Annotated in this window: 18 protein-coding genes; 2 read left to right on the top strand and 16 right to left on the bottom strand. The window is 71.2% G+C overall.

The window, feature by feature from the left end:
* Window positions 1–13: 13 nt before the first annotated feature.
* The gene (locus tag NOCA_RS10365; protein ID WP_011755229.1) at window positions 14–1,180 is read right to left on the bottom strand and encodes an MFS transporter; all 1,167 of its coding nucleotides are present in this window, start codon (window positions 1,178–1,180) and stop codon (window positions 14–16) included.
* Window positions 1,181–1,290: 110 nt separating this feature from the next.
* Complete coding sequence (locus NOCA_RS27525; protein WP_274378277.1) at window positions 1,291–2,070, bottom strand: AfsR/SARP family transcriptional regulator; 780 nt, start codon at window positions 2,068–2,070, stop codon at window positions 1,291–1,293.
* A gap of 37 nt (window positions 2,071–2,107) precedes the next feature.
* On the opposite strand from NOCA_RS27525, the gene NOCA_RS10355 reads away from it, so the two are divergent.
* Window positions 2,108–3,562: an FAD-binding oxidoreductase gene (locus NOCA_RS10355; RefSeq protein WP_011755227.1), complete on the top strand. Its 1,455-nt coding sequence runs from the start codon at window positions 2,108–2,110 to the stop codon at window positions 3,560–3,562.
* Window positions 3,563–3,773: 211 nt separating this feature from the next.
* Window positions 3,774–5,072, top strand: a complete 1,299-nt coding sequence (locus tag NOCA_RS10350; protein WP_011755226.1) for an ISL3 family transposase — start codon at window positions 3,774–3,776, stop codon at window positions 5,070–5,072.
* Between the two features lie 77 nt (window positions 5,073–5,149).
* Here NOCA_RS10350 and NOCA_RS10345 read toward each other — a convergent pair whose 3' ends face one another.
* From NOCA_RS10345 to prmC, 14 genes are all read right to left on the bottom strand, one after another.
* Window positions 5,150–5,599: a DUF2550 domain-containing protein gene (locus tag NOCA_RS10345; protein ID WP_011755225.1), complete on the bottom strand. Its 450-nt coding sequence runs from the start codon at window positions 5,597–5,599 to the stop codon at window positions 5,150–5,152.
* 80 nt (window positions 5,600–5,679) lie between these two features.
* Window positions 5,680–6,081 carry a F0F1 ATP synthase subunit epsilon gene (locus NOCA_RS10340; protein ID WP_011755224.1) on the bottom strand — a complete coding sequence of 134 codons (402 nt, stop codon included), beginning with the start codon at window positions 6,079–6,081 and terminating at the stop codon, window positions 5,680–5,682.
* Window position 6,082: 1 nt separating this feature from the next.
* Window positions 6,083–7,537 (bottom strand): F0F1 ATP synthase subunit beta, encoded by a 1,455-nt coding sequence (atpD, locus tag NOCA_RS10335; protein WP_011755223.1) that lies wholly within the window; start codon window positions 7,535–7,537, stop codon window positions 6,083–6,085.
* 4 nt (window positions 7,538–7,541) lie between these two features.
* The gene (locus tag NOCA_RS10330) at window positions 7,542–8,453 is read right to left on the bottom strand and encodes a F0F1 ATP synthase subunit gamma (protein ID WP_011755222.1); all 912 of its coding nucleotides are present in this window, start codon (window positions 8,451–8,453) and stop codon (window positions 7,542–7,544) included.
* Between the two features lie 2 nt (window positions 8,454–8,455).
* Window positions 8,456–10,099 (bottom strand): F0F1 ATP synthase subunit alpha, encoded by a 1,644-nt coding sequence (atpA, locus tag NOCA_RS10325; RefSeq protein ID WP_011755221.1) that lies wholly within the window; start codon window positions 10,097–10,099, stop codon window positions 8,456–8,458.
* Window positions 10,100–10,153: 54 nt separating this feature from the next.
* On the bottom strand, window positions 10,154–10,981 hold the full coding sequence (locus tag NOCA_RS10320) for a F0F1 ATP synthase subunit delta (RefSeq protein ID WP_011755220.1): 828 nt from the start codon (window positions 10,979–10,981) through the stop codon (window positions 10,154–10,156).
* Window positions 10,981–11,550: a F0F1 ATP synthase subunit B gene (locus NOCA_RS10315; RefSeq protein WP_011755219.1), complete on the bottom strand. Its 570-nt coding sequence runs from the start codon at window positions 11,548–11,550 to the stop codon at window positions 10,981–10,983. Before NOCA_RS10315 ends, NOCA_RS10320 begins: the two co-directional genes overlap by 1 nt.
* Before the next feature lie 39 nt (window positions 11,551–11,589).
* Window positions 11,590–11,799 carry an ATP synthase F0 subunit C gene (atpE, locus tag NOCA_RS10310; protein ID WP_011755218.1) on the bottom strand — a complete coding sequence of 70 codons (210 nt, stop codon included), beginning with the start codon at window positions 11,797–11,799 and terminating at the stop codon, window positions 11,590–11,592.
* An 80-nt stretch (window positions 11,800–11,879) separates the two neighbouring features.
* The gene (atpB, locus tag NOCA_RS10305; RefSeq protein WP_011755217.1) at window positions 11,880–12,710 is read right to left on the bottom strand and encodes a F0F1 ATP synthase subunit A; all 831 of its coding nucleotides are present in this window, start codon (window positions 12,708–12,710) and stop codon (window positions 11,880–11,882) included.
* A gap of 10 nt (window positions 12,711–12,720) precedes the next feature.
* Window positions 12,721–12,882: a hypothetical protein gene (locus tag NOCA_RS10300; protein WP_162094026.1), complete on the bottom strand. Its 162-nt coding sequence runs from the start codon at window positions 12,880–12,882 to the stop codon at window positions 12,721–12,723.
* A gap of 102 nt (window positions 12,883–12,984) precedes the next feature.
* On the bottom strand, window positions 12,985–13,458 hold the full coding sequence (locus NOCA_RS25720; RefSeq protein ID WP_011755215.1) for a hypothetical protein: 474 nt from the start codon (window positions 13,456–13,458) through the stop codon (window positions 12,985–12,987).
* Window positions 13,459–13,652: 194 nt separating this feature from the next.
* A complete protein-coding gene (locus NOCA_RS10290; RefSeq protein WP_011755214.1) occupies window positions 13,653–14,837 on the bottom strand; it encodes a glycosyltransferase family 4 protein in 1,185 nt (394 codons plus the stop codon).
* An 11-nt stretch (window positions 14,838–14,848) separates the two neighbouring features.
* Window positions 14,849–15,508, bottom strand: coding sequence for an L-threonylcarbamoyladenylate synthase (locus NOCA_RS10285; protein WP_011755213.1), 660 nt, complete (start codon window positions 15,506–15,508; stop codon window positions 14,849–14,851).
* Window positions 15,509–15,527: 19 nt separating this feature from the next.
* Window positions 15,528–16,406, bottom strand: a complete 879-nt coding sequence (gene prmC / locus NOCA_RS10280; RefSeq protein ID WP_011755212.1) for a peptide chain release factor N(5)-glutamine methyltransferase — start codon at window positions 16,404–16,406, stop codon at window positions 15,528–15,530.

Below are 16,406 nucleotides of genomic sequence, written 5' to 3'. Positions count from 1 at the left end.
CCTCGATCGAGGCTCACGCTGGTTGCCGGTCGCGGGCCGGCGGCCTGGTGGCCAGCACCGCCACCGCTGCCGGCGCCATCAGCACCGCGATGGTCAGCAGCGAGTGCAGGGTGCCGACGTGGTCGCCGAGCCACCCGAGGAACGGTGGGCCGGTGAGGAACGCCGCGTAGCCGATCGTCGAGACCACGCTGACCCGCGCCGCGGAGCGCACCGGGTCGTCGGCGGCCGCGCTCATGCCGACCGGGAAGCCCAGCGAGGCGCCCAGGCCCCACAGCAGGATCCCGGTGACGACCAGCGGTGCCCAGTGGCCGTAGACCACGAGGAGCACGCCGACGAGCGCGGTCGCCGAGGTCCCCCAGAGCACCGGCGCCCGCCCGAACCGGTCGAGCGCGGTCGAGCCGACCAGCCGGCCGGCCGTCATCGCGGTGACGAACAGGGAGAACCCGGCGACGCCGACCCAGTGGGCCGTGTCGTACCCGTCGACCAGCGCCAGGGCGAGCCAGTCGTTCGCGCTGCCCTCGGTCAGCGCGAACGCGAGGACCATCACCCCGATCGCGAGCGTGCGCGGCTCGAGCCAGGCCGAGCGGGCCCGAGCCGCGACCTCCGCCTCGGGCGGTGGCGGCAGGAAGTAGCGGGCGGCCACCAGGACGGCGCCGAAGGACAGCAGCACCACCGCGGTCACGTGGATCTCCAGCGGCACGTGCGCGGCGGCCATCGGCACGCCCAGGGCGGAGCCGGCGATGGTGCCGAAGCTGAAGCCGGCGTGGAAGCGCGGCATCACGGTGCGGCCGAGGTGCCGCTCGACGGCCGCCCCGTCGACGTTCATGGCGACGTCCCACACCCCGGTCCCGACGCCGTAGAGGAACAGTCCGACCGCGGCCGTCGACATCGTCTGCCAGGCCCCGATGCTGATCGTGGCCGCGGTGAGGCCGACGGCGCAGGACGCCGCCCCGAGCCGGACGGCGCCGGCCGGCCCGACCCGGTCGATCAGGCGTCCGGCGGAGGGCAGCGCCAGCACCGAACCGGCCGAGATCGCCAGGAGCAGCAGCCCGAGCCGGCCGTTGCTGAGGTCCAGGGTGCTGCGGATGTCGGGCACCCGCGAGACGAACGACGCGAAGCAGAAGCCGTTGAGGATGAAGACGACGGCGACGGCGTTGCGGGCGGGGAGGACGGCGGGCACGGAACCAGCCAACCCGATCGGCGGGCGGTGCTCCAAACCGGCGACTTGACCGGTCCAGAAGACACCGTCCGGTCGGTGCTGTCGGCAGGTCGCCCGGTCGAGCGGCGCGGTCAGTAGTCGTAGACCGCGCGCTGCTCGCGGACCCACGCGGCGACCAACGGGATCTCCCAGGCCTCGGCGAGCACCAGCGCGTCCTCGGCGTGCCGGGCGGCCAGGTCCCGCTCGCCGGTCGCGGCGGCAGCCATCGCCAAGAACGCGTCGACCGGGCCGACCGCGAGCCCGGATCCGGCCGAGCAGCAGTGGCCGGCGTACGCCGCCGTGCGCGCATAGGCGTCCGCCAGCTCGGCGTACGGGGTGCCGCGCCAGAGCGCCAGCCCGGCGTCGAGCTCCTCGACTGTCTCGGCCAGCACCGCCGCACCCAGCGGCGACCGCCCGCCGCCGGCCAGCGGTTGCCACCGCCGGTGGGCGGCCGTGACGGCTTGCTCGAACCGATGCGCATCGCGGGTGTCGTCGGGCACCCGCAGGGCATAGCCCGGGGCCACCGTGACCAGCACGGTCGCCGGAGCGCGACGCTGCCGCTCCGGCTCGATCACCCGGCGCAGCTGCGAGACGTAGGCCTGCAGGGTGGCGGTCACGCCCGGCGGCGCGGTGTCGTCCCACAGGAGCTGGACGATGGCGTCGACCGAGACCGGCCAGCCGCGCGAGAGCGCCAGCGCGGCCACCAGGGCAGCTGCTTGGGGGTGCCGAGATCCACTGGCCGGCCGGCCAGCCTCACCTCGACCGGGCCGAGGACGCGGACCTCCACGCCCGCAGCACAGGGAAGGCACGCCCCTCGCGGGTCTCACCGGCTCCAAGTCGACTCGAAGCCGACTCCAAGTGGCGACCGGCATGGTCCTGCCACCGATCACCCACACAGGAGTCACCACCATGACCATCGAGCTCGACACGCAGCACGGCACCGGACCGACCACCGGGTCGGACACCGGCACCACCCCGGCCGCCGAGGCCCTCCGCGGCCTCATCGGCGGCCGCGTCCACCTGCCCGGCGATCCCGGGTACGACGCCGCCCGGCTGCCGTGGAACGTTGCCATCGACCAGCGCCCGGCCGCGGTCGCGATGCCCCGCACCGCCGCCGAGGTGGCGACCGTGGTCCGGGTCGCTGCCGAGGCCGGCCTCCGGGTCGCCCCGCAGAGCACCGGCCACAACGCCGGCCCGCTCGCCGCGCAGGGCCTCGACGACGTCGTCCTGGTCCGCACGTCGGAGTTGGGCACCGCGATCGCCGACCCGGTCCGGGGCATCGTCCGCGTCGAGGGCGGCGCGATCTGGGAGCCCGCCGTCGACGCCGCGGCCGCCCACGGCAAGGCCGTGCTGCACGGCTCCTCCCCCGACGTCGGCATCGCCGGCTACTCCCTGGGCGGCGGCATCGGCTGGTACGCCCGCAAGCTCGGCCTGGCGACCAACAGCCTGACCGCCGTCGAGCTGGTCATCGGCGACGGGAGCCTGGTGCGCGCCGACGACACCACGAACCGCGAGCTGTTCTGGGCGATCCGCGGCGGCGGCGGCAGCTTCGGCGTCGTCACCGCCCTGGAGTTCCGCATGTACGACATCGAGACGGCGTACGCCGGGATCCTGATGTGGGACCTCACCCGGATCGAGCCGGTCCTGCGCGAGTGGGCGGCCTGGGCGCCCACGGCCCCCGACGAGATCACCACCTCGTTCCGCGCGATGCGGCTGCCGGAGATGCCCGACCTGCCGGACTTCCTGCGCGGCCGCGAGCTGGCCGTGATCGACGGCGCCGTGCTCGGCTCCGACGAGCGCGGCGAGGAGCTGCTGGCCGGGCTCCGCGCGCTGCGGCCCGAGCTCGACACGTTCGCCCGGGTGCCGGCCAAGTCGCTGGTCCGGCTGCACATGGACCCCGAGGGCGGCGCCCCGTTCGCCTCCGACAGCGCGATGCTCGCGTCCTTCCCGGACGCCGCCGTCGACGCGTTCATCGCCGAGGCCGGCCCCGACGCCCGGACGTCCCTGCTGATGGCCGAGCTGCGACAGCTCGGCGGGGCCCTCGGTCGCCCGCACGAGGGCGGCGGCGTGCTGAACCGGCTCGACGCGCAGTTCGTCACCTTCGGTGGCGGCATCGCGGCGACCCCGGAGATCGGCGCCCAGGCCCACGCGGACGCGGTCCGGCTGACCGAGGCGCTCGCGCCGTTCGACAACGGCCGGCAGTACCTCAACTTCGCCGAGAACCCGGTCGACACCCGCTCGGCGTACGGGTCGGATGTGTGGACCCAGCTCACCGGGATCCGCAGCGCGGTCGACCCGCACGGGATCTTCGCCGCGAACCACCCCGTGCCGCGCCTGTACGAGAACGGAGCGCCCACTGCCTGAGCCACCCCGAGTCGGCGCGTCTTGCCCGCCCCCGCACGCCGAGTCGGCGCATCTTGCCCACCTCCGGCGGGCAACCCGGGCAGGACGCGCCGACTCGGGCTCTCCTGCTGAATGTGTGGGTGGGTTGAGCGTGCCGTAGACGGGCGCACGCCGCTCTCTGCCTAGGTTTTGGAGCTGTCTAGGAACCAGAACCGGCGTCAAGGAGAGCGGCGTGCGTGATGTCAGCCTATGGCGGTGCCTGCTCGGGCTCGAAGACACCGTGATCGAGGGTGTCGAGCTCGATCGCGATGAACGGGTGCTCGTGGTCGCTGTTCGGCCGATGGCGCGTCGCCGGGGCCGGTGTGGGCGGTGTCGCGCGCCGGCGGCCGGGTACGACGCTGGGCGCGGTCGGCGGCGGTGGCGTGCCCTGGATAGCGCCACTGTGCGGGTCTACCTGGAAGCCGACTCGCCACGGGTGCGGTGCCGCGCGCATGGCGTGGTCGTCGCGCACGTGCCCTGGGCTCGCCATCGAGCCCGGGCGACGCACGCGTTCGAGGATCAGGTCGCCTGGCTGGTCACCAAGACCTCGCTGTCCACGGTGGCTGAGCTGATGCGGGTGTCGTGGCGCACCGTGAGCGGGATCTTGACCCGGGTCTGGAACCAGATCGCCGCCCGGGTCGACTTGCTCGACGGGTTGACCCGGATCGGGATCGACGAGGTGTCCTGGCGCCGTCATCAGCGTTACCTGCTCGCGGTCGTCAATCACGACACCGGTCGTTTGGTGTGGGTCGGCAAGGGCAACACCACCGCGACCGTCCAGTCGTTCTTCGATGCCCTTGGGCCGCACCGGTGCGCACAGATCACCCACATCAGCGCCGACGCCGCGCCCTACATCGCCAAGTCGACGGCTAAGAACTGCCCGCAGGCGGTCCGGGTCGCCGATCCCTTCCACGTGGTGAAGTGGGCCAACGACGCCCTCGGCGAGGTCCGGCTCGAGGTCTGGCGCGAGACCCGTCGGATCGCCCGGGCCAACTCCCGCGGCCGCGGCCGCGCACCCGCCGACGTCCAGGAGGAGTTCCCCGCCTACCAGCGGCTGCGGATCTTGACCCGTTCGCGGTACGCGCTGTGGAAGAACCCCGAGAACCTCACCACCCACCAGCAGGCCCGACTGGACTGGATCGCCAAGACCGACCCCCGACTGTGGCGGGCCTACCAACTCAAGGAAGGCCTCCGCGCCGTCCTGCGACTGCCGGCCGCCGAAGCCCGCATCGCGATCGACGCCTGGTGCCGCTCGGCACGGCGATGTCGTATCGCCCAGTTTGTCGACCTCGCCCGCATGGTCGCCGAGCAACGCGGCCCGATCCTGGCCGCGATCGAGCACGGCCTCTCCAACGCGATCAGCGAATCGGTCAACACCCGCATCCGACTCCGCAACCGGATCGCGTTCGGCATCAAGGACCCCGACGCCCTGATCAGCCTCCTGATGCTCACCCTCAGCGGCCACACACCCGCACTACCGGGCCGAACATGACCCACACAAACGACAGGAGAGCCCGACTCGGCGCCTTCTCGCGGGCATGTTGCGCCGACTCGGCACTCAGTCGTGGCTCAGGTGCGGCCGCGGGTCCAGTCGGTGCCCGGCGGTCCCGCCTCCAGCCAGGACTGGAAGCCCATCAGCGAGGCGGGCGACATGGCGAGCTCGATCACGCCGTCGGGGGTGGTGCAGGAGATCACCACGTGGTCGGGATAGAGCGACATCTGCTCGGCGCCCTCGGGGGCGCGCCGACCGGTGAAGACCAGCCGGGAGCGCAGCAGCACCCGCTTGGGACGCGGCCACAGCGAGAAGTAGCGGAACCACTCCAACGACTCACCCGAGTAGCGGCCGAGCCCGAGAAGCCAACCGCGCCCGGTCCTCGTGGACCGGACGCGGTAGCTGAGCTCGAACGTGCCGCCATGCCGGGAGAGCAGGCGGCGGCGGAAGACCAGGCCGAGGCCGTAGAGCAGGACGAAGCCGAGCAGCACACCGGCTGCGTCGAGCAGCCACTGCCATACCGGCATCCAAGCCCCTTCGTCAGACCACGTGCATCCCCGGGATGCTCACCCTAGCGGGCAGTACTGCGCGACCGACGCGAGGTCGGTCAGGACGCGCGCTCGACCGCCCGGATCCTCGCCTCGGCACGGCGCAGCCGCCGCTCCGCCTCGTCGTTCGCGCCGATCAGGCCGCGCGCCTCCTCCAGCTCGACCCGGGCCTCGTCGACGTCGATCTCCTCGGGCAGGAGCGCCCGCTGGGAGAGCACCGACACCCGGTCGTTGGCCACCGAGAGGAAGCCACCGTCGACTGCCGCGATGACGACACCGCCGTCGGACGACGAGATCTCGACGACCGCGTCGCTGAGCAGCGACAGCAGCGGCGCGTGACCGCGCAGCACCCCGACGTCTCCCTCGGTGGTCCGCGCGATCACCATCTCCGCCTCTCCGGACCAGACGGTCCGGTCGGCGGCGACGAGCTCGACGTGCAGGTGCTCCCCGGACTCGGCCATGTCAGAGGCTCTTCTGGATCTCGGCCCACTTCTGCTCGACGTCGTCCAGACCGCCGCACATGAAGAAGGCCTGCTCGGCCACGTGGTCGTACTCGCCGTCGGCGATCTTGTTGAACCCCTCGATCGTCTCCGACACGGGAACGGTCGAGCCCTCGATGCCGGTGAACTGCTTGGCGACGTAGGTGTTCTGGGACAGGAACCGCTGGATCCGGCGAGCCCGGGACACGATGATCTTGTCCTCTTCGGAGAGCTCGTCCACACCCAGGATCGCGATGATGTCCTGGAGCTCCTTGTTGCGCTGCAGGATCTGCTTGATCCGGATCGCGCAGTCGTAGTGCGCCTGCCCGATGTACTGCGGGTCGAGGATCCGCGAGGTCGAGGTCAGCGGGTCCACGGCCGGGTAGATGCCGAGCGAGGCGATCTCACGGGAGAGCTCGGTCGTCGCGTCCAGGTGGGCGAACGTCGTCGCCGGTGCCGGGTCGGTGTAGTCGTCGGCCGGCACGTAGATCGCCTGCATCGAGGTGATCGAGTGACCACGCGTCGAGGTGATCCGCTCCTGGAGCGTGCCCATCTCGTCGGCGAGGTTCGGCTGGTAGCCCACCGCGGAGGGCATCCGGCCCAGCAGGGTCGACACCTCCGAACCCGCCTGGGTGAACCGGAAGATGTTGTCGATGAACAGCAGCACGTCCTGGCCCTGCACGTCGCGGAAGTACTCCGCCATCGTCAGCGCGGACAGCGCGACCCGCAGACGGGTGCCCGGCGGCTCGTCCATCTGACCGAACACGAGGGCGGTCTGGCCGATGACGCCGGCCTCCTCCATCTCGACGATCAGGTCGTTGCCCTCACGGGTGCGCTCGCCGACGCCGGCGAACACCGACACGCCACCGTGGTCCTTGGCGACGCGGGCGATCATCTCCTGGATCAGCACGGTCTTGCCGACGCCGGCACCGCCGAACAGGCCGATCTTGCCGCCCTGCACGTACGGCGTGAGCAGGTCGATGACCTTGATGCCGGTCTCGAACATCTGGGTCTTCGACTCCAGCTGGTCGAACGCGGGCGCCTTGCGGTGGATGCCCCAGCGCTCCTTGACCTCGAAGGTCTCGCCCTCCTCGAGGTTGAGCACCTCGCCGAGGGTGTTGAACACCTTGCCGAGGGTCGCGTCGCCGACGGGCACCGTGATCGGGCCGCCCGTGTCCGTCACCTGCGCCCCGCGGACCAGGCCGTCGGTCGGCTGCAGCGAGATCGCGCGGACCATGCCGTCACCGATGTGCTGGGCGACCTCGAGCGAGAGGATCTTGGCCTCGCCTTCGAGCGTGAGCTCGCACTCGAGCTTGTTGTAGATCTCCGGCATCGAGTCCACCGGGAACTCGACGTCGACGACCGGGCCGATCACCCGGGCGATCCGACCGACGCCAGCGGAGCCGGTCTCCTGGGTCTCTTCGATCGTTGCAGTCATGTCTTCACTCACTCCCGGCTTGTGCGTCGGCGAGCGCGTTGACGCCACCGACGATCTCGCTGATTTCCTGGGTAATGCCGGCCTGTCGGGCCTGGTTGGCGATCCGTGTGTACTTCTTGATGAGCTCGTCCGCGTTGTCGGTCGCGGACTTCATGGCCTTCTGGCGGGCGGCGAGCTCGGAGGCCGCCGCCTGCAGGAAGGCGAAGAAGATCCGGCTCTGGACGTACTGCGGGAGCAGGTTGTCCAGCACCGCTTCGGCGGAGGGCTCGAACTCGTAGAGCGGCAGCACCTCGTCGCTCGCCGGCCGCTCCTCGCCCTCGACGACCTCCAGCGGCAGCAGCCGCACGGCCGTGGGCTCCTGCAGCAGCATCGAGCGGAACCGGGTGTACACGACGTGGACCTCGTCCACGGCGTGCTCACCCTCCTCGTCGAGGAACGCGTCGATGAGCGTGGTGCCGACCTCGAGGGCCGCGTCGTACGAAGGCTGGTCGGAGAATCCGGTCCACGAGCGGACGACCGGGCGGTTGCGGAACCGGTGGTAGGCCTCGCCCTTGCGGCCGCAGAGGTAGACGTCGATGGTCTTCCCCTCGCCGCGCAGCTTCTCGGCCAGTCGCTCGGCCTCCTTGAGCACGCTCGAGGAGTACGCACCGGCCAGGCCCCGGTCGCTGGTCACGATGAGCATCGCAACCCGCTGGGAGTTCTCCGGCTCGCGGGTGAGCGGGTGGTCGACGTTGGAGTACGTCGCCACCGCCGAGACGGCTCGGGTCAGCTCGCGGGCGTACGGCGCGGCCGACTGGGCCCGCTGCTGCGCCTTGATGATGCGAGACGCGGCGATGAGCTCCATGGCGCGCGTGATCTTCTTCATCGACTCCGTCGACTTGATCCGCGCGCGGTACTCGCGCAGCGATACGGCCATCGTCAGCCCCGCTTCTGCCGGACGATCTGCTCCTGCTCGACGTCCTCGTCCGCCAGCGCCTCGGCCTCGGGCTCGTGGCCGACCTTGATCGAGCCGCCCTCGGAGGTCTGGAACTGGTCGAGGAAGGAGTTGTAGGCGTCCTCGAGCGAGGACTCGGTGTCGTCCTCGAACTTCAGGGTCTCCCGGATCGCCGAGAGGATGCCCTCGTGCGAGCGGCGCAGGAAGTCGAGGAACTCGCGCTCGAACCGCAGCACGTCCTCGGTCGGGACCTTGTCGAGCCGGCCGCTGGTGCCCAGCCACAGCGAGACCGTCATCTCCTCGACCGGGTACGGCGAGTACGCGGGCTGCTTGAGCAGCGCCATCAGCCGCTGGCCGCGGTCCAGCTGCTGGCGGGAGGCGGCGTCGAGGTCGGACGCGAACATCGCGAACGCCTCCATCGCGCGGAACTGCGCCAGGTCGACCTTCAGCGAGCCGGTGACCGCCTTCATCGCCTTGGTCATCGCCGAGCCGCCGACGCGGGACACCGACACACCGACGTCGATCGCCGGGCGCTGGTTGGACGCGAACAGGTCGGACTGCAAGAAGATCTGGCCGTCGGTGATCGAGATGACGTTGGTCGGGATGTAGGCCGACACGTCGTTGGCCTTGGTCTCGATGATCGGGAGGCCGGTCATCGAGCCCGCGCCCATGTCGTCGGAGAGCTTCGCGCACCGCTCGAGCAGCCGGCTGTGCAGGTAGAAGACGTCGCCCGGGTAGGCCTCACGGCCCGGCGGGCGGCGCAGCAGCAGCGACACGGCGCGGTAGGCCTCGGCCTGCTTGGTGAGGTCGTCGAAGATGATCAGGACGTGCTTGCCGTCGTACATCCAGTGCTGGCCGATGGCCGAGCCGGTGTACGGCGCGAGGTACTTGAAGCCCGCGCTGTCCGACGCCGGGGAGGCCACGATCGTGGTGTACTCCAGCGCGCCGGCCTCCTCGAGGGCGCCGCGCACCGAGGCGATGGTCGAGCCCTTCTGGCCGATGGCGACGTAGATGCAGCGCACCTGCTTCGCCGGGTCGCCGGACTCCCAGTTCTGCTTCTGGTTGATGATCGTGTCGATCGCGATGGTGGTCTTGCCGGTGGCACGGTCGCCGATGATCAGCTGGCGCTGACCGCGGCCGATCGGGGTCATCGAGTCGATCGCCTTGATGCCGGTGGCGAGCGGCTCGTGCACCGACTTGCGCTGCATCACGGTCGGCGCCTGGAGCTCGAGCGCGCGCCGGGTCTCGGCCTCGATCTCACCCAGGCCGTCGATCGGCTTGCCCAGGGGGTCGACCACGCGGCCCATGAAGTTGTCGCCGACGGGGACCGAGAGGATCTCGCCGGTACGGCGAACGGTCTGGCCCTCCTCGATGCCCTCGAAGTCACCGAGGATGACGACACCGATCTCGCGGGTGTCGAGGTTGAGCGCGAGGCCCATGGTGCCGTCCTCGAACTCCAACAGCTCGTTGGCCATGGCCGACGGGAGGCCGCTGACCCGGGCGATGCCGTCACCGGCCTGGGCGACCGTGCCGACCTCCTCCTTGCTGGCGGCGTCGGGCTGGTACTCCGAGACGAACCGCTGCAGCGCGTCGCGGATCTCGTCGGGCCGGATCGAAAGCTCCGTCATTTGTCTGTCCCTACTCTCCTGGGCTCTCGTGATGTGGTCTGGGTGCTGACCGGCTCAGCCGGCCAGTCTCCGTCGTGCGTCGTCCAGGCGGGACACGACGGTGCCGTCGATGACGTCGTCGCCGATCTCGACCCGCATGCCGCCCAGGAGGCTCGGGTCCACCTCGATGTTGAGGTGCACCGGCCGGCCGTACTGGGTGCTCAATGCCTGCTCGAGACGGGTCCGCTCCGCCTCGGTGAGCTCACGGGCGACGCGCACCAGCGCGACCCCCTCGCCCTGGGTCGCCGCGGCGACCTTCTGGTACTCGCTGACCGCCGCGTGGAACGAGCGGAACGATCCGGCGAGGGCCTGCTCGACCAGCGCGACGGTGGCGGGCAGCGCTCGCTGGGCCAGCAGCCCGCGCAGCAGCTCGCGCTTGTCGTCGGTCGAGCGCACCGGGTCCGAGAGCGCGATGCGCAGCTCGGCGTTCTCCTCGACGACCTGGGCGACGACGAACAGCTCGTCGGAGAGCCGCACGGACTCCCGACGTCCTGCCGAGCGCACCGCCGCGACCACCCCGAGGTGCTCGACCGCGTCGGCGAGGTCGCGGGCCGCGACCCATCGCAGGCCGACGGCCTGGGCGAGCAGGTCCACGGCGGGCGCACCGAGCTTGCCGTCGAGCAGGCCGTGGACCAGCGAGGACTTGGCCTCGGCGGGCGTCGACACGTCGGTCACCGCCCGCCGCAGGGCGGGCTCGGAGCGCAGCAGGGCGGCCGCCCGGAAGAGGTCGTCGGCGAGCGCCGCGAACTCCTCGAGGGTGTACCGGTCGCCGTCGACCTGCTCACCGAGCACCTGGAGTGCCTCGGCGGAGGAGCCGCGCAGCGAGCTGAGCTGCTGGACCATCAGCTCTCCCCGCCACCCGCGGCCTGCGAGGCCTCGATGGTCTCGAGGTCGGCGAGGAACCGCTCGACGACACGCGCCGAGCGGTCGTCGTCCTCGAGGCTCTCACCGACGATCCGACCGGCGAGGCTGGTCGCCAGCGTGCCGACCTCGGCCCGCAACGAGGTGACCGCCTGCTGGCGCTCCGCCTCGATCTGCGTCTTGCCGTGCTCGACGATGCGCGCGGCGTCGGCCTGGGCCTGCTCCCGCATCTCGGCGATGATCTGCGCGCCCTGCTCGCGAGCCTCCTCGCGGATCCGAGCCGCCTCGTGCCGCGCCTCGGAGAGCTGCTGCTCGAGGTCGGCCAGCTTGGCGTCAGCCTCGGCCTGCTTGGTCTCGGCCGCGGCCAGGCCGCCCTCGATCGCCTGGGTGCGCTCGGTATAGATCTGCTCGAACCTCGGCGTCACGAACTTCCAGACAGCGAAGAGGAGCAGGCCGAACACCACGAGCGAGAGGACGATCTCGATCGCGTGCGGGAGGAGCGGGTTGAGCTCCTCCGCCTTCGCCAACGGTGCGGCGAGCAGTGCTTGCATGGCAGGTCCTTCCGGGTCCTACGTCGGTCGTCGGACCGGTCAGAGAACGAACGCGAGCGCGATACCGATGATGGCGAGCGCCTCGGCGAGCGCGAAGCCCAGGATGGCGATCGCCTGCAGGCGGCTCTGGGCCTCCGGCTGGCGCGCGACGCCGCTGATGTAGGCGGCGAAGATCAGACCGATGCCGACACCGGGGCCGATCGCGGCCAGGCCGTAGCCGATCATGTTGGCGGAGCCTTCGATAGCCATTGGGATCACGGCTAGTTTCCTTTCGGGTTACTTGCTACTTCGAGGTGAGGTGGAGACCTGGGTGGGACTCTGGGTGGAGATCAGTGCTCGTCCGCGACCGCGCCGGAGATGTACATGGCGTTCAGGAGGACGAAGACGTAGGCCTGCAGGAACTGGATCAGCATCTCCAAGAACGCGACCGCGACGAACATCAGCCAGGCGAGGATGCCGACCGGGGCGTACTGCACCGACATCTCGGTGAGGATGTACTCGCCGCCGAGCGCGAACAGGATCAGCAGCAGGTGGCCGGCGAACATGTTGGCGAACAGACGCAGGGCCAGCGTGACCGGGCGGACCAGGATGTTCGACATGAACTCGAGCGGGATCAGCAGCGCCAGGATCGGGCCCCGGATGCCGCCGGGCACCGTCTGGAGCTTGAGGTAGCCGACGAAGCCGTGCTTGCTGATGCCGGCCGCGTTGTAGATCACCCAGCTGAGGACCGCGAGGCCGTAGACCATGCCCGAGCGCGAGAACGTCGGGAACTCGATGAACGGGATGCTCCCGAACGCGTTGTTGAGCAGGATGAAGAAGAACAGCGTGAACAGGTAGGGCACGAACTTCGCGAAGTCGTGGCCGATGATGTCTCGGCCCAGCGAGTTGCGCACGAAGCCGTAGAACCCCTCGCCGACGAACTGCAGCCGGCTCGGCACCATTGCCCGCTTGCGCGCGGCCGCGAAGAAGAAGACGAACAGCACGATCGCCGCGAGGACGAGCTGGAGCATCGGCTTCGTCACGCCCAGCACGAACGACTGGCCGAACATCTCGAACGTGTCGTGGCCACCACCGATCGCGGGGAGGTCGAAGTCGTGGGGGCCGGGCGGCGTGAAGCCGTCTCCTTCTGCGGTGCGCACCACGGAGGCTGCGAAGGTCACCGGTTCTCCTCTACGTGTCGTGCTCGTGTGGCTGCGCGCGGTTGAACCGGGCGAAGGTCAGGTAGATGCCGAGTCCCGCGCCGAGCAGGATCCCCACTGCGACCAGGAACTGCGTGCCGAGCCATCGGTCGGCCAGCCAGCCCAGGAATCCGTACAGCGCGACCCCGGACACGATGTACCCGAAGGCGTGCCAGGGATCCCCGGACGGTCCCTGAGTCCCAGGCGGCGGATCCTGTCGACTCATTGCGCCCCGGACGATAGCAGTCGCCGGCGGTCATCGTTCACCCGGCCGTGCGGTGGTGGGACCGGCGGTCCTCGGACGCAGGTCGTACGCCGGGATCCGCTGCCGGGTGGCCAGGGCGACCTGCAGCGCCAGCCAGCCCGCCGTGCCCGCGATGACCGCACCCCCGAGCCACCCCCGGGCCAGGGTCTCGTCGAGCAGGCCGGAGCCCGAGAGCGCGACGAACACCAGGGCCATGGCGACCACCTGGAGGGTGTAGGTCAGCAGCGCGACCAGCAGCGCAGCGGCGGGCATCAGCCCGGCCACCTCGTTGACCGCGAAGGACCCGCCCGCGAAGACGACGACGACCAGGGCGGTCCCGACAAGCGCGCCCAGAGCCGCCGGCGAGCCGCCCGCGAGCGCGCCCACGAGGGTGAGCGCCAGGCCGGCGCCCAGCGAACCGGCGGTGGCTCCGAGGAGCACACGGGACCCGCCGTTGCGGTTGACCTGGTTCGTCTCGGTCGTCAAGGTGGCGGCCGTCCTGGGAGGCGAATTTCGGGGCCGTCGCGATCGGTGTCGGCGACGCTTGTGAAAGTTAACACAAAGTCCCGGGCAGCCGAAAACGGAACGTTCCAATAGCCGCCGGCGGCAAGCGCCGGGGCTAGGGCGTGTCTCCCAAGTCCATGGCCTGCTGCGCGTCGCCGAGACTTGAGAGACATGCCCTAGGACGCGTCGGCGGCCCCACCTTCGGTGTGCCCGGCGTCGGCGACCCCGGCGTCGGTGACGAGCTGGGTCCGGCGCAGCTTGGGCAGCACGAAGGTCACCCCGACCGTCAGCGCCGCCATCGCCGAGACCGACGACCACATCCACGCGTCGGCGCTGTAGAGGCTGATCAAGACGGTGCCGAAGGCCACCAGCGCGGCCCACATCCACATGATCAGGACCGCGCGCCGGTGCGAGTGCCCGATCTCGAGCAGCCGGTGGTGCAGGTGCTGCTTGTCCGGGGCGAACGGCGACCGGCCGGCGCGGGTGCGGCGGACGACGGCGAGCACCAGGTCGAGCATCGGCACGACCAGGAGCGAGACGGGCAGCAGCAGGGGCAGCAGCGTCGGCACGAAGCTGGCCCGCGAGCCCGCCGCACCCGCGCTGATCTGCTCGGGGTCGAACTGCCCGGTCAGGGTGACCGCGCTCGCGGAGAGCACCAGACCGAGCAACATCGAGCCGCTGTCCCCCATGAACAGCCGCGCCGGGTGGAAGTTGTGGGGCAGGAAGCCGGCGCACGCGCCGGCGAGCGAGGCGCTCAGCAGCGCCCCGGTCGTCGCCAGCGTCACGTTGTTGATGTTCGCGAGCTGGTAGCAGTAGACGAAGAACGCGAGCGCCCCCATCCCGACCACACCGGTGGCCAGGCCGTCCAGGCCGTCGACGAAGTTCACCGCGTTCACGGTCGCGACGACGATGAACCCGGTCAGCAGCGCGCCCTGGCTCTGGTCGATGCTGACCTGTACCCCGTCGCCACCCGGGAAGAAGATGTACTGGATCCCGAACGCGATGAGGAAGCCCGCGGCGAGCACCTGGCCGCCGAGCTTGGTCAGGGCGTCGAGCTCGAAGAGGTCGTCGAGCACGCCCACTGCACAGATGAGCGCGCCCGCGATCAGCACGATGCCGGCATCGTGGAAGACGAACGCTCCGCTCTTGGAGAGGAACGGCAGCTGCCGCGCCACGAGGTACGCCGCCACCAGGCCACCCAGCATCGCGAGCCCGCCGAGGTACGGGATCGGCACGGCGTGCACGTCGCGGTCCCGGACCTTCGCGACCGCGCCGGTGCGGAGGGCGATCTCGCGCGCGATGACCGTGAGGAGGTACGTCGTCGCGGCCGCGACGAGGAAGACGAGGAGGTACTCCCGCACCGGCCCCGCCCTCAGCCCTCGACGGTCAGCGTCGCGCCGAGCGGCTCGAGCACCTCGTTGAGCCGCTCGAGCGAGAGCGCTCCACGACGCAGGACCCGGCCCTGGGCGCCGGTCACGTCGACGATCGTGGACGCCTCGCCGCCCGGCGCCGGGCCGCCGTCGACGATGACCGCGACGTCGTCGCCGAGCATGTCCTCGGCCTGGTCGGCGTCGGTGGCGGCCGGCATGCCGGTCTTGTTGGCGGAGCTGACGGCGAGCGGCCCGGTGCGCTCGAGGATCTCGCGCGCCACGTCGTGGTCGGGCATCCGCACGGCCACCGTGCCGCGGGTGTCGCCGAGGTCCCACTGGAGCGAGGACTGCTGGTGGCAGACCAGCGTGAGCGGGCCGGGCCAGAACGCCTCGACCAGGGCCCGTGCATAGCCGGGCACCCGCACTGCGAGCGCGTCGAGGGTGGTCGCGGCGCTGACCAGGACCGGCGGCGGCAGGTCGCGCCCGCGTCCCTTGGCCGCGAGCAGGCCGCGGACCGCGGCCGGATCGAAGGCGTCGGCGCCCACGCCGTACACGGTGTCGGTCGGCAGCACGACCAGCTCGCCGCGCTGGACGGCCAGGCTGGCGGCCTCGACCGCGGCCTCGCGCTCCTCGTCGGTGCCGGTCGGGTAGCGCTCGCTCACTGCTCGGACCTCACACCGGTCATCGTGCCAGTCGCGCGGTCGTGAAGCGCGCGCGGCCCGCCAGGTCGTCGTGGTCGCGGACGTCGACCCAGCGGTCGGTCGCGGTGAACACCGCGGGCGCCGACTCGCCCTGGACGTCCGCGTGCTCGAAGCCGACGACACCTCCCGGTCGCAGCAGCTCGGCGGCCCGCCGCTCGAGGGCCCGGATCGCGTCGAGGCCGTCCGCGCCGGAGAACAACGCCAGGTGCGGGTCGTGGTCACGGGCCTCGGGCGCGACCGACTCCCAGGCGTCGAGCGGGATGTAGGGCGGGTTGCAGGTCACGATGTCGACCTGCCCCAGCAGGTCGTCGAAGGCGGTCGCCATGTCGCCGAGCCGCAGGTCGACGGTCGTGCGGGCGAGGTTGCGGCCCGCCCAGCGGTGGGCCTCCTCGTCGAGCTCGACGGCGTGCACGTCGGCGGTGGGTACCTCGTCCGCGATCGCCTTGGCGACCGCGCCCGAGCCGGTGCAGAGGTCGACGACCACCGGGTTTCGACCGGCGGTCGCTCCTCCGACGCGACGGCTACTCGACCACCGAAGACACTGCTCGATGGCCCAGCCGGCGAGCAGCTCCGTCTCGGGCCGCGGCACGAACACCCCGGGGCCGACCGCCACCTCGACGTGGCGGAAGCCGACGCTGCCGGTGAGGTGCTGGAGCGGCTCGCGCGCCGCGCGCCGGGCCACCAGCGCGTCGTACTCCTCCAGCGCCGAGGGGGCCACGTCCTCCACCGCGACCAGGCCGGCACGCGTGGTGCCGAGGACGTGCGCGAGCAGCGCCTCGGCGTCGTGCCCGGGGCTGGGGACACCGGCGTGGCGGAGCCGCTCGGCAGCGGCCGTGACGACCGCGCGACGTTGGGTCAT

Origin of the sequence: Nocardioides sp. JS614 (assembly GCF_000015265.1) — a bacterium.
Taxonomy (GTDB): Bacteria; Actinomycetota; Actinomycetes; order Propionibacteriales; family Nocardioidaceae; genus Nocardioides.
Note: the sequence above shows the minus strand (reverse complement) of the source record. Positions and strands in the feature narration are given on the sequence as shown.